17 protein-coding genes and 1 riboswitch are annotated in these 15,274 nt (G+C 38.9%); of the genes, 1 reads left to right on the forward strand and 16 read right to left on the reverse strand.

The genetic code is table 11. From position 1 onward, the window contains the following. Position 1 precedes the first annotated feature (1 nt). From HMPREF2979_RS05785 to HMPREF2979_RS05830, 10 genes are all read right to left on the reverse strand, one after another. On the reverse strand, positions 2-781 hold the full coding sequence (locus HMPREF2979_RS05785) for an energy-coupling factor transporter transmembrane component T (RefSeq protein WP_048790678.1): 780 nt from the start codon (positions 779-781) through the stop codon (positions 2-4). Next, entirely contained in the window at positions 778-1,755 is a 978-nt protein-coding gene (gene cbiM, locus HMPREF2979_RS05790; protein WP_048790677.1) for a cobalt transporter CbiM, read from the reverse strand. Before cbiM ends, HMPREF2979_RS05785 begins: the two co-directional genes overlap by 4 nt. A 3-nt stretch (positions 1,756-1,758) precedes the next feature. Continuing rightward, positions 1,759-2,598, reverse strand: a complete 840-nt coding sequence (locus HMPREF2979_RS05795; protein WP_070655601.1) for an urease accessory protein UreD — start codon at positions 2,596-2,598, stop codon at positions 1,759-1,761. Position 2,599: 1 nt separating this feature from the next. After that, positions 2,600-3,214 carry an urease accessory protein UreG gene (gene ureG / locus HMPREF2979_RS05800; protein WP_048790675.1) on the reverse strand — a complete coding sequence of 205 codons (615 nt, stop codon included), beginning with the start codon at positions 3,212-3,214 and terminating at the stop codon, positions 2,600-2,602. A 29-nt stretch (positions 3,215-3,243) separates the two neighbouring features. Then, a complete protein-coding gene (locus HMPREF2979_RS05805) occupies positions 3,244-3,957 on the reverse strand; it encodes an urease accessory protein UreF (protein WP_002886562.1) in 714 nt (237 codons plus the stop codon). Next, on the reverse strand, positions 3,947-4,399 hold the full coding sequence (ureE, locus tag HMPREF2979_RS05810) for an urease accessory protein UreE (protein WP_002949549.1): 453 nt from the start codon (positions 4,397-4,399) through the stop codon (positions 3,947-3,949). The genes HMPREF2979_RS05805 and ureE overlap by 11 nt, the downstream gene beginning before the upstream one ends. A gap of 140 nt (positions 4,400-4,539) precedes the next feature. After that, on the reverse strand, positions 4,540-6,258 hold the full coding sequence (ureC, locus tag HMPREF2979_RS05815) for an urease subunit alpha (protein WP_002886560.1): 1,719 nt from the start codon (positions 6,256-6,258) through the stop codon (positions 4,540-4,542). Positions 6,259-6,273: 15 nt separating this feature from the next. Further along, positions 6,274-6,585: an urease subunit beta gene (locus HMPREF2979_RS05820; RefSeq protein WP_002886559.1), complete on the reverse strand. Its 312-nt coding sequence runs from the start codon at positions 6,583-6,585 to the stop codon at positions 6,274-6,276. A gap of 11 nt (positions 6,586-6,596) precedes the next feature. Continuing rightward, entirely contained in the window at positions 6,597-6,899 is a 303-nt protein-coding gene (locus HMPREF2979_RS05825) for an urease subunit gamma (protein ID WP_002886558.1), read from the reverse strand. A 24-nt stretch (positions 6,900-6,923) separates the two neighbouring features. Continuing rightward, on the reverse strand, positions 6,924-7,439 hold the full coding sequence (locus HMPREF2979_RS05830; protein ID WP_002886548.1) for an AmiS/UreI family transporter: 516 nt from the start codon (positions 7,437-7,439) through the stop codon (positions 6,924-6,926). Positions 7,440-7,844: 405 nt separating this feature from the next. On the opposite strand from HMPREF2979_RS05830, the gene HMPREF2979_RS05835 reads away from it, so the two are divergent. Then, positions 7,845-9,239, forward strand: a complete 1,395-nt coding sequence (locus tag HMPREF2979_RS05835; protein WP_261787296.1) for a DUF4153 domain-containing protein — start codon at positions 7,845-7,847, stop codon at positions 9,237-9,239. A gap of 50 nt (positions 9,240-9,289) precedes the next feature. On the opposite strand, the gene HMPREF2979_RS05840 is transcribed toward HMPREF2979_RS05835, so the two are convergent. The 6 genes from HMPREF2979_RS05840 to HMPREF2979_RS05865 all read right to left on the reverse strand — a co-directional run bounded on the left by HMPREF2979_RS05840 (position 9,290) and on the right by HMPREF2979_RS05865 (position 15,126). Further along, entirely contained in the window at positions 9,290-9,622 is a 333-nt protein-coding gene (locus tag HMPREF2979_RS05840) for a DUF805 domain-containing protein (protein WP_060972183.1), read from the reverse strand. A gap of 124 nt (positions 9,623-9,746) precedes the next feature. Further along, positions 9,747-11,843, reverse strand: coding sequence for a peptide cleavage/export ABC transporter (locus tag HMPREF2979_RS05845; RefSeq protein WP_070655605.1), 2,097 nt, complete (start codon positions 11,841-11,843; stop codon positions 9,747-9,749). A gap of 174 nt (positions 11,844-12,017) precedes the next feature. Continuing rightward, complete coding sequence (locus tag HMPREF2979_RS05850) at positions 12,018-12,917, reverse strand: helix-turn-helix transcriptional regulator (protein ID WP_070655607.1); 900 nt, start codon at positions 12,915-12,917, stop codon at positions 12,018-12,020. A gap of 180 nt (positions 12,918-13,097) precedes the next feature. Continuing rightward, positions 13,098-13,748: a phosphatase PAP2 family protein gene (locus tag HMPREF2979_RS05855; protein WP_070655608.1), complete on the reverse strand. Its 651-nt coding sequence runs from the start codon at positions 13,746-13,748 to the stop codon at positions 13,098-13,100. Positions 13,749-13,750: 2 nt separating this feature from the next. Then, positions 13,751-14,308: an ECF transporter S component gene (locus HMPREF2979_RS05860; protein ID WP_070655610.1), complete on the reverse strand. Its 558-nt coding sequence runs from the start codon at positions 14,306-14,308 to the stop codon at positions 13,751-13,753. A gap of 80 nt (positions 14,309-14,388) precedes the next feature. Continuing rightward, positions 14,389-14,511, reverse strand: a riboswitch (FMN riboswitch). A gap of 105 nt (positions 14,512-14,616) precedes the next feature. Then, positions 14,617-15,126 carry a tRNA (cytidine(34)-2'-O)-methyltransferase gene (locus HMPREF2979_RS05865; protein ID WP_070655612.1) on the reverse strand — a complete coding sequence of 170 codons (510 nt, stop codon included), beginning with the start codon at positions 15,124-15,126 and terminating at the stop codon, positions 14,617-14,619. Between the last annotated feature and the right edge of the window lie 148 nt (positions 15,127-15,274).

Raw genomic sequence — 15,274 nt, forward strand, 5'->3', positions numbered from 1 at the left:
CTCATCCTCCTAACAGAATCTGTCCTAAAATCACTGCTACTAGACTTATCAAGGCCAGCCAATCCTTCCATGTGAATGACTGTGATGACTTGACATACTCACCAACAAAGCAACGTGCTTCCATGGCTTGAGTCAGTTCCTCACCATAGCGAATAGCTTTAAGGTATAAAATCCCCCAGATATTACTTCCAATCCGGAAACGATGATTGCCACCAAAGCTTCGTGCTTCAATCCCTTTGAGCAAATCCATTAATTGTTTTCCAAAGACATCGATATATTTTATGGTGATATCTAACTGGAGCAGAACAAGATCAGGAAAATGCAATCCTTTTAATGCCGCTAACATCTCACTTATTGTACTCGTCTCTGAATAATAAGCAATGGCTACAGCAATCAAAGGAAGTCTAAAGAGAAAGAGCGATTGACCTCCGCTAAGTAAGAGATGTGGTAGATAAAGAACTAAAGGAAAAATCAACAACACTACGGTCTTTTTCAAGGTTCTTACTAAAATAGAATGTGGCAGAAAAGCCACTCCAGCTCCTAAAAACAAGGCTAGAATCCACAAAACTGTGAGATTTCGGCTAATTCCTACTGAAATAAGTAAGAAAAAGAGAAGTAAAACCTTAGCAGTTGGATGAAAGACTGATGCTACTTTTAAAGGAGGCGTTTCAAACTTTTGAAGAAGAGCTTCCAGATGGTGACGATTCCGGATAAGAAAGTTATTTCTACCGACTTTAGTGACTACCGGGCGCTCTTCCGACATCCAATCTGGCAGAATCATTTTTCAACCTTTCTACCGAAAATCAAGCGATAGAGGATGAAGAAAATCAAAACAGCAGAAGCAGCGCTCAAGACATAACCCAAGACTTCTGGAATACCTGCAATACTATAATCTGGGAAGAGAGCATTGAATGAGAAACCATTCAACATTCCTTTTGGCGCTTGGGCTTCCACATGATAATGAGCCAATTTTTCCACCAACTCTTTGACATCCCATTCCGCAAAAGCTGTTCCCGTCGCCAATAAACCAAGTGGTGTTAGGATAATCAAGGCTAGGATAAAGAGCAATAACGGACGTAGTTTTTTAGTCGTTAGTTCCTGAGTATTATCAATATTCAAACGTTCAATGAATTCTTGAACACCAGCTGTGAAGAATCCTTCTACCAAACCGATGAGGAGGTGAGTCAAGCCCATTACTGGAAGTGTCACTCTCAAAGGGTATGGATTGTAAAGCGGATTACCACTGCTATCTTTAAAGAGAATAGGCTGAATTCCTAATAAAACTGCAACAGTCAGAGCCGCAGCTACAATCCCAATATAACCTCCAAAAAAGCTGGCAATTATCCTGTTCTTTGTCCACTTATTCAAGAGTTTATAAACAGCATAACCTACAAATGGCATAACAACGGCCATACAAAAGGCGTTAGCACCAAAGGCCAAGATTCCACCATCACCAAAGAGCAAGGCCTGCATAGCCAGGGCCACACTAACTGCTAAACAGGAGGCCCAAGGCCCTAACAATATAGCAATTAGCACTGCTCCAACAGCATGGGCACTAGTTCCACCTGGGGCTGGAAGATTAAACATCATGATAAGGAAGGACAAGGAAGTCCCGATTCCCAACATAGGAATCGTTTTTTTATCCGTATCAACTTTAACCTTTACTTCCTTGACAGCCTTATACCAAATAGGCAACATAACTGCCCCCATTGCCGCACAAGTCGTAGGGCTTAGGTAATTTTCAGGAATATGCATTTTTTATCTCCTCATATCATTTTTTCTCAAATTCAAAGGGGTTAATCCATGTATTTCTTGTCTAAAATAGTCTGCACAGGCATAAATGACGCGACGATTATCCTCAGCAGTTTTTCCTAAGATACGTAACACCAGACCTGGGATATCTAAGGATGAAATAGCAAAATCAGACTCTAAATTCAGATCTTCTAAGTGCTTCTGCAAAGCCTTAACAAAAGCCTCGTCAATATTTGGTGACACCATTACCAAACTATTATAATTACGCCAGCCTTCAAAATAACCAAGTTTAAACATATCTTGTTTCTGAGGCTCTAAGAGGGTCTGATCGCTATAAACAAGCTCATTATCTTGGTAGATTTGTGTCAAATTACGAAAATAATGGTATTGAAACGGCAAATCCTCATGAGACCAACCTGCCGTCACACCATCTGAATAAATCAAGTGGGCAGACTTGTCCATATCAATACGACTTGTTTGGAAATAGCGTGATTTCAAATAGGGAATAACTTCATCAGCCATGTACTCCAAATAGCTATTTTCTTCAAGTGTGATGGACGTATGTTGTTGCGTCAACTGCCCTCTTTCACACTTGTAAACATAGGTAGGTGTTTGGGTTGTTACCAAGGCATGAGCATCTTTATTAACATCAATAGTCACTTGATACTGCTCACCCTCGACAAAACCCCCACCCATATTAATTAGGAAATAGTAAGGAACACCATTGGCATCTGAATTATCCGCTGACACTCGAGAGTTACCTTCTTGGTATTTCTTGTGGGAAATTGTACGACCATTTCGGTTTGAAAATCCAAGATGGACAAAGCCATCGTATACTTGTGTCATCTTACAAGTCCTCTAGTAGGAAATTCTTACGAATCCATTCTTCCACTTCCTTAACATTGTCATCATTATTCAAATTTGTGAAAATGAAAGAATCTTCGTTACGGAAATGAAGGGTATCTTCACGCATACGATCTAGGTTAGCTCCAACATAAGGTGCAAGGTCAGTCTTATTGATCAAGAACAAATCACTCTTAATCATCCCTTGACCAGCCTTACGTGGGATTTTTTCACCCTGAGCAACGTCAATAATATAAATCGTAAAATCAACCAAATCAGGACTGAAGGTCGCAGCTAAGTTATCCCCACCACTTTCAAGGAAAATAACATCCAAATCATGGTCAAAGCGCTCTTGAAGAGTTTCAATCGCTTCAAAGTTCATAGAAGCATCCTCACGAATCGCAGTATGAGGACATCCACCAGTTTCTACACCAATGATACGGTCTTCATCTAAGCTTGAATTTTTAGCCAAGAAAAGAGCATCTTCTTTTGTATAGATATCGTTAGTAATAACTGCTAAATTTAAGTCGGACATACGTCGTGTAAGACGCTCAAGTAAAAGAGTTTTACCTGAACCAACAGGTCCACCAACTCCAATAATTACAGTACGTTTTGTCATTGTTTTTTCCTCTCAACCTTGTTGATATTTTAGGACATGAATAGGCGGAATACCTGTGTTTCATGTTTCATCTGAGCTAATTCAAGACCAGGCGTATTGGCCCCAAGGTAGGACGCGTCCAGTTCTTGAATTTCCTGTGTCATTTTTTCTAATTGCGAAAAGCTACGTAAAACAATCTCTTGTCCAGCAAACTGTCCAAGTGGAATGGCACGAACAGCATTTTGAACCATCGTCGAAATCACGCTATAGCCATAAAGTGCAATGGCTTCACTACATCCCAAGCCCTTGTTAAACACATAGAGCGCAAAGACAATAGCTGGATTGCCGAAGACCTCACCCTTACGTATTTTGGACTGATAGTCATCCAATACCGGAATAGCATGAAGCCTTTGAATGAGTCGAAGCATTTGCTTAGCAATCATTTTAGTCCCCTGTCTTGTTTCACGCGCTTGCGTCGAAACTGTCAAGACCTTATCATAATGCCAAACCTGCTCTAAGTTGTCTGTAGCCATAGCATCATAAACCAGTTTGATTACAAGACCTTCACCATATTTAAACTGACTAGCTAAATAGGCTTCTTGCCACTCTTCGTAACCTTTATCATCTGTTACAGTGTCTTCGCGCAGATAATTTTCCATCCCAAAAGAGTGGTTAAACGATCCAATTGGAAAGGTTGAATCGACAATTTGCACAATTTCAAGATAATCTTGCAAAGACACATTAGCAAAAGGATTAATGTTCATGGGCAGTTAAATTCACATGGCGTAGGGGCTTATCAAGGACCACTTCTTCAATCGTGTAGGCAATCTCTTTTTGAGTCAAGACTTGCTCTACAACTGGGTCAACCTCTAAATAAATCTTGGCATCTTTCACCTCAATCGGTTTATGAGTATTCCCAAGAATATGAGCTGTGATTCCCATTTCATCCATATCTTTAGGTGAAATGACAATCAAATCCTGTGACTCAACACCAATAGCTAGGACATGGTGATCATCGATAAAAAAGGCAGAGCCATTTTGCAATTTTTGTCCCTTATCAAGACGAATACCAAATTCATTCCCGTGATCACTCTTCACACGAATAATTTTTTTGTTAAGGTCATCGCTCGAAAGAATGACTGTTTCAATATGGTATTTGTCCACATCGATATCTTTAACAAGAGCATCTACTTTTGTAAAAATCATACTTTTTCCTTTTCTATTACATTTTAAAAATCTAGCATCAAACTCATATAGCAACTTAATAAAGCGCTAAAAACGTTATGGCTATAAAATACAAAAGAGGTTGGAGGAAAAATTCCAGCCTCATTTATATAGCGTCTTCCTTAGAACAAGAAATAACGTTGAGACAATGATGTCGTATGGATTGGCTCACAAGTAACCAACTCATCATCAATAAAGACATCAAAGGTCTGTGGATCGATACGGATTGTTTTTGGAGCGTAGTCATTAAGTTTCATATCACGCTTAGTCAAGTTACGCGTATTCTTAACAGGAAGAACAATCTTATTCAAACCAATTTCTTCTTTGATACCGTGATCATAAGCGTATTGAGAGACAAATGTAAGATTTGTTTCATGAACCGCTTGACCGTAAGCACCATATAATTTACGCATGATACGTGGTTGAGGCGTTGGAAGACTTGAACCAGCGTCACCCATGACACCATAAGTTAACATACCACCCTTGAGCACCAACTTAGGTTTTGCACCAAATTGTGCTGGTTCCCAGATAACCAAATCTGCAAATTTACCAACTTCTACAGATCCGATATAGTCTGCAATACCGTTAGTGATAGCAGGGTTAATTGTATATTTAGCCACGTAACGTTTGATACGGTTATTATCGTTAAATTCTGAATCCCCTTCAAGTGGACCACGCTGAGCCTTCATCTTATCAGCTAGTTGCCAACAACGCATGGCTACTTCACCGACACGTCCCATTGCCATGGCATCTGAAGTCATGATACTAAGGGCACCCATATCGTGAAGAACGTCTTCTGCAGCTACAGTTTGTTTACGTACACGTGATTCAGCAAAAGAGACGTCTTCTGGAATTTTTGGATCCAAGTGGTGGCAAACCATAACCATATCTAACAACTCACCAATAGCATTTGTAGTGTATGGGTTAGTTGGGTTAGTTGATGATGGCAAAATATTTTCCTTACCAGCAAAGACCATAATATCTGGAGCATGTCCACCACCTGAACCTTCGGTGTGGAAGGTATGAACGGTACGACCTTGGAAGGATTCCAAAGTATTTTCCATAAATCCACCCTCATTCAAAGAGTCAGTGTGGACCGCAAAGGAAACATCGTATTTATCCGCAACTTTAAGGGAATTATCAATTCCTGCGTAAGTCGCACCCCAGTCCTCGTGTGTCTTAATTCCTGCTGCACCGGCCTTAATTTGCTCTTCAACCACTTCAGTCTCAGAACCAACACCTTTGGCAAGGAAACCAAAGTTAGCAGGCATATCATCAACAGCTTGCAACATACGAGTAATATGGAATTTACCTGGTGTACATGTTGTTGCATTACTTCCGTCAGCAGGACCAGTACCACCACCAAAGAGGGTAGTAATCCCGTTATCCAAACCAAATTCAGGAAGGTCGGCAGAAATATAGTGCACGTGAAGGTCAATACCACCAGCAGTCACAATCAAACCTTCAGCAGCAATGGCTTCTGTACTAGCACCCACAACAAAGTCCACATTGTCCATTGTATCTGGGTTACCACCGCGACCGATAGCAACAATCTTACCATCACGAATACCGATATCTGCTTTAATAATACCTGTATAGTCAATGATGGTTGCACCTGTAATAATGGTATCAACAACTGATGGATTGTCACGTGTTTCCGTAGCACTAACACCCATACCATCACGCAAAACTTTACCGCCACCGAACTTAGATTCCTGTCCATAAACAGTAAAGTCTTTTTCAATGGCTGCAAAAAGATTGGTATCTCCAAGACGTACGCTATCACCTACAGTTGGTCCGTAGTGTTGAGCATACTCTTCACGATCCATTTTAAAACTCATCGATTTGTCCTCTTTCTAGTCTAAGAAACCATTGACCTTGTTATTGAAACCAAAAATACGACGTTTCCCTCCAAAGTCAATAAGTTGTACTGTTTTCGTTTCACCTGGCTCAAAACGAATGGCTGTACCTGCTGGAATATCTAGACGTTTGCCTCGCGCCTTTTCACGATCAAATTGAAGACCAGCTTCGTTTGCTTCATAAAAATGGTAGTGAGAGCCCACTTGAGCAGCCCGGTCACCCACATTTTTCACTTCAAGACTAATGGCTTCGTAACCACCGTTATAATCAATTGGCTCACTCGCCACATGGTATTCACCTGGAATCATTACATTTCTCCTTACTGAATAGGATCATGAACAGTAACCAGTTTTGTACTGTCCGTAAAAGTAGCTTCAACTTGAATCATTGGAATCATTTCCGCAATACCTTCCATAACATCTTCACGTGTTAAAAGATTGCGAGCTTCATCCATCAATTGGGCAACCGTTTTACCTTCTCTTGCACCTTCAAGCACATAGTCTGTAATCAAAGCAACCGCTTCTGGATGATTCAATTTGATTCCTTTATCTTTACGTCGTTGAGCAATCATAGCCGCAAGGCTAATCATCATTTTTTCCTGCTCACGCATTGTCAATTGCATCGTTTTTCCTCCTTAAATCAATGCTTACCACTTGCCCCAAAGCATCAAAAGCCCTGGAATCCAAGCTGTTACAATTCCTTCAAAAATAGCTAGGTAAGGGACAAATTTTCCTAGGTTCTTCTTAAGGTTAATTTCAATAAAGGCAGTTAGCCATAGGATACCCCACAAGAACCAAATAATACCATACCAAGCATTACCACCGTATCCAGATGTTAAGCAAAGAATCCCTGCTGGTAGCGTATTAATCGCCACAAATAAACTAAACCACCCATACAAACGTTGATCAAAATCGAAAATCGTATTGATAGCTGAGTAAAGGTAGGTGAAGGCAAATAAAAGACCAGTGGCGCTACCATAAAACCATTCAGCGCCTTGCCCTGTACAAGCTCCATAAGCAATGACAATAATGTTGAGAATCAACCCCAAACCACCCGTAAAGATATTCATGACAACATTTGATTTATCAGGAATACCCTCTAAACGATGGAGTCCATTACTCATCAAAACCATACCAACATAGAGTAGGATGACACCTAACATAAGAACCTCCTAAGTTTCTTTTATGTTAATATCATACTACTTTGACAACACATGTCAACGAATTTTCAGAAATTTTGCAACATTTACATGTTAGTCAAGCTAACATGTGGTGTCAAAAAATGACATTACATTTGGTAATTCTCAATAGGAGTCCTCTGTTTAATCCCAGATAAATAAACAGTTAATCTATAAAAAGCTATCTTTAGTATTTGACAGTTTCTGACAATATAGCCCGTACAATCTATCATTCAATGTGAGCATAATATTTTTTTCTCGCCTATTTTTCCAACTCATTCTCCAGACCTAAGTCCATAGACCTATTTTTAGTAATTTTACAGTTTGGTAACAAAGTCAAACGTTTTTTATGATAAAGTCTTTTTTGGACTAAAATCCAAAAGGAGAATTATGATGGAAACAAATAACTACACTACTGATTTACAGCTAGTCTCCCAGGAATATTCCGACGAAAAGACTAGTCTTCAAACCAAAACCAAGAAACTCTTGGAACATTTTTCACCAAAAGACATTTGGAAAATTAAGGGAATGTTTGTCGCCTGTCTCGTGGCCTGCTTCCTGTATGTCACTTACTTGACCCATTTTTCCTTTGCCTTTCCAGCAACCCTTGTCTTGATCAGTACGATTGAACTGGGCTGTCGCCTATTAGGTGGAAAAGCGAAGGGAATGAGACTTGAATCGGGAATATTTATGGTCACTAGTCTCCTCCAAGGCTTGCAAATTAGTCTCTGGGGCCTGCACGACAACTGGGGGAGCGCTCAGATTCTTTGCCTTCATGCGAGTATCCTCCTTTACTTAATGGCACGCACTGGACAAAGTAGTCAAGACCGTTTGGGAATTATGGTTTGGCTAGACCTCATATACACCAGCTGCATCTTCCCGCTAAAATATTTCTTTATCGGAGCCTGGACACTCCTATATAAAACAGCACCTAAACAAGAACTCTCCGAAGAAGAAAAACACGTAATCAAGAACCACAAATGGATGATTCTCATTAGTATCATGATTGCCTTGGTACTAACTGTATTCGCTGCTAGTCAGCTTAGTCAGGTCTTACCTGCTTTCGGACAACTTTGGCGACAGTTCTTCCAGACACTAACTTCTCTACTTGATTTCACCCTCACCTTCAAGGACAACGGATTATTGTTCTCTCGTTTAATAAGCAGTATCCCTCTGGCTCTAGGACTTTTTGCTCAACTCATTGCAACCTATTTGGCAAAAGAAAAGCCACTTAGTCAAAAACAATTTGAAGGCCATCTTAAAACAACCCGTCAATTTCCAAAAGTAGCAGCTTATATCGTACTCGGAAGCCTCTGTTTCACTTACGCCCTATTCATATTAACTGCCACTAGTCAAATGGGAGAACTCCTTTCTCTCAACCAAGCCAGCATTCCAGCTCATCAGGCCTCACATATTGCGGTTCAAGGCTTCTGGCAATTGGTTCGAGTTTCTACCCTCAACTTAGGAATCCTAGCTGGACTTTACATTTTTTCTAAAGAAAACTTCTTCACTCACAAAGGGCTTCGTTTGTTAAGTACCCTACTCTTTACTTTTGCTAGTCTCTTTGCCCTTATCGCTGGCTGGAAACTCCTTGGCGTTTATATGGCACTCTATGGTGTGACGCCACGCCGCTTACTATCAGGTTGGTTTGTCACAGTACTCTTTATTTGGTGTGTCCTAACACTTATTAGACTTTATAAGCCTATCCAGGCAACCCGTCTCGCTGTATTTTATGCAACTATCAGCTTCACCTTGGTTAGCCTCTTAGGTAGCTTTATTTTATAAGAAAAAAGAGTGGAACTAGATTAACTAGTTTCACCCTTTTTATATTGGAGTTATTTTGAATCTCTTGTGGGAAAGGCATACATCACCCAAAGAGCTACTGTTAATGGAGTTGCTTTTAATACAATCCAAGCAACATTGAAATTGGCATCACGCAGACGACGAATCTGAATAGAAATTGTAGGAAGCGCCGTTGCTGCTATAAATAGAATGAAAGCTGTCAATGTAAAGCCAGCAGCTCTTGTTTCCCCAAGTAAGTCCATCAGTAGGAAAATCAAACTACCGATAATTCCATTAATCAAGACAACCCACCAATAGTCTGGTCGTTTTGTACGACCATAAAAATCGAGATAGCCTAACCAAAAATTTTTATATGCCTCTAACATGTTTACACCTCTTAATAGTATGCTACCAGTATACTATATTAAGGAGATAGGTGCAAGATGTGAATATTTAGACTACTTAAGTTTTCTACATATATAATTCTACATATATAATAGGAAGATTATTTTAAATAAACTGGAATGGATTGAAATTAGGACTGTCCGACTCAATCTGGCCACTCACCATAGTCACCACACGACTGACATGTTGACGGACACTATTGCGGTGAGCAATAAAAATCATTGTTCGTTTAATCTTAGCAAGATTAGCCATAACCCTGCTTTCAGTATCACTATCGAGACCACTGGTAGCTTCGTCAAAAATCAAGATAGGCTGCTTGGATAAGAGGGCCCTCGCTATCGCTAAGCGTTGTTTTTGACCACCAGATAGACCACCATCCTCAGATACTTGGGTCTGAAAACCTAGTGGCATTTTTTGAATATCCTCTAAGATATCAGCTTGTTGGCAAACTTTAAGAAGCTTTTTCTCGTCAACTTCTCCTTCATATCCTAATAGCAGATTTTCTAAAATGGTTCCTGTAAACACATAGGTCTGCTGGGGAACGTAAGTCACCATTTGACGCAGCTCCGCATGGCTAATAGCATCTTTATCTAGGGTTACATGACCACTAGATTTTGTGTAATAACCTGACAACATTTTCGCTAAGGTCGTTTTCCCAGATCCACTTTTACCCATGAGGGCGATTTTCTCACCCTTATGAATCGTTAAATCAATCTTACTAAGCGTCTCTTGCTGATAACTAAAACGGTGACTGACACCCTTAAGAGCAAGTTGTTTAAAGGATAACTCTTTAAGTTTTCCTTTTTCTTCCTTATCCACAACATAAACTTCTTGAAGACGATTATTGGCTACTTTGGCTTGCTGGATTTTGGATTGGAGATTGATAATATTAATTAAAGGAGTTGTAAAATAATTCAGCAACATATTATAGGTAATCAACTGACCTGCAGATAGCTGTCCTTCCATGACCAATTGTGCCCCATACCAGAGGATAAAGACATTGGAAACTAACTGAACCCCTGTCTTTAAACCATCCTGTGTTAATTGCCACTTGGCCTTAGACAAAGACTTCTTCAAATAGTCATGGAATTTCACCTCAATTTCCTGATAGCGTCTTTCTTCAACTCTCAAGGATTTTAAGGTTTCAATGCCTCGCAAATCATCAATAACAGCGGTATTAACCTGACTATTTGCCTCCATCAATTGATAATTTTCCTTTTCAAAAAGCTTATAGAATGCCAAAATGATTAACACATAAAGAGGAACTACCGTGAGAGTCATCACAAAAAGTGACTGATTTTGTAAAATAAGGGCCACAGCTAAAGTCATCACAATGGTCACATCTAGGAAAATCGATAAAATCGTTGAAGCTAGAGCATCGATAATAGTGTTGGCATCTCCAAAACGTGACGTGATTTCACCAGTGCGACGTGAACTAAAGAAACTAATAGGCAAGGAAAGGACATGCTTAATATAAGGAAGAATGACAGCAATGGACAAGTAATTCCCCAATCGATGTAGAAGATAATCTTTGAAAAAAGTAAATACTTGTTGAGCTAGATAAGAGATACATAGGCCTAGCGAAATCATGATCAGAAGAGTATAGGCCTCCTGAGGAATCAAGCGGTCAATAATAGATTGCAAATAATAAGAACCAATAATATTAACAAGGGTCACTAGAAAACTTAACAAGACAATAACTGCAATCAAACCCTTACGACGAAACAAAATCGGTAAAAATGAAAGAAGCCCAGGCACATCTTCTTTGTATTTAGTGTAGGTTTCTCCTGGAACAAAAAAGAGAGCAACTCCCGTCCACTCTTTGGCAAACTCCTCTAAGGGGATTTTAATGACCTTCTTGCTAGGATCTGGATCACCAATAACAAGCTTCCCCTTGATTTGACCAAACACCGTATAATAATGTTGCAATCCACCTTCTTTAACCACATGTGCAATAAAAGGATAAGATAGGTTTTCTTGTTTAAACAGGTCTAAATCCGCACGAATGGCCTGAGTTTCAAGGCCCAACTGCTTGGCCGCTTCAACCAAACCAAGCGCAGAAGTGCCTTCACGAGAAGTCTGAGCCAACTCCCGCAAATAAGCTAAACTATAAGATGAACCATAGTGTTTAAGAATCATGGCCAAGGCAGCGACACCACAATCACGCTGATCAACCTGTGAAATATATGGATATTTTGACATGGTGACTCCTTATTAAAGACAACCTGTGAAATAAGGCAAGATAGTGATAAGTAGTGAGAATAGTGTAAATAATTTTAGTTTTTTCAAAATAAAACTCCTTTTAACTGTTATTTATGTTTCTATAGTAAACATTTAACCATTAAAAAAGTAGTGACATTTATGTCACCACCATTTCTATAAACCATCTGCCGCTTTCCCTGCTCTTATACTTTCTTCTAAAACCGAGTCTTCTAAAACGGAAGCAAACATTATGGCCTTATCGTAATTTTCTGCAGCCTTTTTCTTATTTCCCTTATGCAGAAGTTCATATTTAGCTTTGAGAACAAAAACACTAGGTTTATAGCTATAGAATTGTGATTTTTCTATAACGGCTAATGCTTTATCCACAACTGTTAAGAAGTCTGAAAAGGAATTGTGAAAAATCTTCAAAGCAGCGATAGCCATCAAATCATTAAATAAAACAATATTATAGACATCGTCTGTCCAAATTTCCTGATTTAATACTCTCTTTACAATCCTTTCAAAAAGTTTTTTGTCAAACTGTTTTCTTCCATAGAGATGGAAGAAATAATAGTCAATAACTAATAAATCGTTAGTTGAGAATTTCTTCTTCCTTTTGACTTGTTCAAACAAGTCTTCATATATTTCTTCAACCTTTGGGCTCTCCTCCCAACTAGTAAAACTCAAAATATTTTCCAAAATATCTAGAGTTAACAACTCTTCTTCTGGAAGAAGTTCAAAAAATTTCTCATAGACTTCCTCAATTAAGGCAAGTTTAGCCTTTATTCTTTCTGGATTTCTGTACGTTGGAAACTTAATCAAACGATTCTTCATCTCATAATATTCGTCAGGAATGGTAATATTGTCATGATCCAATAAATCAGCCATATTTTTTCCTAGACGTTTTGCAATATAAGATAATTTATCCAAAGACGGGAGTGACTCCCCTTTTTCAATACGAATTAACTGACGCACAGTTAATTCCGCACCATCTAAACATAGCACTTCACGTGACATCTGCTGACGTTCACGCTCAGTTTTGATTCTTAGTCCAATGCTGTCTTTTATGTTCAAGAGACTCTCCTTTATTTCAAAAATTTAAAAATATTATATCATAACTGTAATATAATTAATATACAGTTAATATGATTTTAACAGAATAATAGTCAAAAAAAGCTATTTTTATACATTTTATATAAGAAGGGCCTTCCTTTGCATCAAAAAAACATGCAGTTCAAAAACTACATGTTTGTTTTATTTCTGTTTACTTTGGAATCGCCATTCAAAGCGAATGCGGTCATAAGTTGGGTAGATAGCATTGAGCAAACCAAAGGCTAGGGTAAAACCAGCTAAAACATCTGTTGGATAATGAACACCCACATAAATACGCGAAAGTCCAACAAGGAAAATCAGAAGCCCAGTAATACCATAAACTGCTATTTTAGATTCTTTTTTCACCAAACGCTGAGCAAGAACAATGGCAATTGCTCCAAGAATCATAAAAGTTCCCAAAGAGTGACCACTAGGGAAAGAATAACCACTAGCATGCACTAAATGCGTAATTGATGGGCGTTGACGCTGGTAAATATACTTCAAACTTACAATCAAGATACTAGCGAGAAGCCCACTGGCACCTACAAAGATAGCTTCTGCTTTATACTGACGTAGATAAAGCCAGATTACTGCTACGATTGCAATAATAGCCTGTACGGGCGTATTCCCAAGTATGGTAATCGTTTTAAAAAAGCGTGTTAATCCTGCTGGTAAGTCTCCTCGAACCCAAGTTTGAATGTTGCTATCAAATCCTGTCAAGGCTTCAGGGTAGAACTTAACCATGTAACCGAGAGCAACAAATAACAATAAGGCAAAAGAAGCATAAATATAATGTGTGTGTTTGTGTTTCATATTTATAATTTTACTAGAATAGACTTAAGTGGAGCATAAATCAGAGCAAAGGCTACCGCAAAAATCAATCCTTCAAGTAAATTGAAAGGTACTACCATAGCGAAAAGGTATTTATAGAGACCTATGAATTGCGCAATATCGAAGTTGGCAAATTTAGCATAGAGTGGTACTGCATAAATATAGTTAAGAATAACCATAACAACTGTAAGCAAGACAGTTCCTACAACAGAACCAAGAATATAATTCTTGCTTGTTTGATTTTTCTTCCAAAAATAGCTTAGGCTCCAAACAAAGACTCCTAGAGCAACGAAATTCATAGGAAGTCCAATCATTGATCCTGGACCACCATTGTTTAGCAAAAGCTTCAACAATGAACGAAGCAAGAGAACACCAATGGCACTCTTAAAATCAAAGATAACCAAGGCAATAAGAACAGGAAGGATTGAAAAATCAACCTTCAAAAAGTCTGCTGCTGGAATCAATGGAAATGAAAAATAAAGCAACAAGAATGAAACTGCGGATAAAATGGCAATGTAAGCCAATTTACGTGTGTTTGTCATAAAAAAATTCCTCCAAATTTTAACAATTTGAAAGAAGTTCCCAATGGATTTGCCTATGCCAAAAAAGCCTACGCAAAAAGACTGGTCTTCTTCCATCCAGACTATACTGTCGGTTGAGGAATCACACCTCATCAGCTTGCGCTCGCGGACTTATCTATAGAATCACCGCCGGTCGGGAGTTTCACCCTGCCCTGAAGACCTTTTAAGAATAACATAAAAAAACCTTGGTGACAAGGTTCTCAAATTATGGATTTCTAATCTCTTGATAGTCAATGACTATAGATATTCTTAAAAGAGAAAATAGCGCTCTATTTTAACTTGTCATGCTGATAACGATGACTCAGCTCCAAGCCCTCGAACTGTTGCTGACGAAGTGCTTCGTAAACAATCATACAAACAGTATTAGACACATTTAGACTACGCACATGTTCGTCATTCATCGGAATACGAATAGCTTTTTCAGGATGCTCACGCATAAAATCTTCAGGCAGACCCGTATCTTCACGACCAAACATAAAATAGTGGTCCCCGCCATCAGCATAATTCTCGTCTGAATAGGTCTTATCTGCAAACTTTGTGACTAAATGCAAACGGCCATCTTGATTTTTAGACATAAAATCAGCCAAATTGTCATAGTAGGTGATGTCAAGTTTATCCCAGTAGTCAAGGCCTGCACGCTTCATTTTCTTGTCATCAATTGGAAAGCCCATAGGACGGATGATATGAAGAGGGCTATTAGTCGCTGCACAGGTACGTGCAATATTTCCGGTGTTTTGTGGAATACGAGGTTCAAACAAGACAATATGATTACGTGACATCTCAATTCTCCTAGACATAAAAAATACCATGTCGCCCGGAGTCAAGCTCAGCAGACGACATGGTTGTGGACGTTCATTAGCTTAAATCATGACAGGTTAGATTTAAAATAACGAATCTTTGAATATATTTTAGCACTTCTAGTCTAAA

The organism is Streptococcus sp. HMSC078H12, from assembly GCF_001814615.1.
Lineage (GTDB): Bacteria > Bacillota > Bacilli > Lactobacillales > Streptococcaceae > Streptococcus > Streptococcus salivarius_F.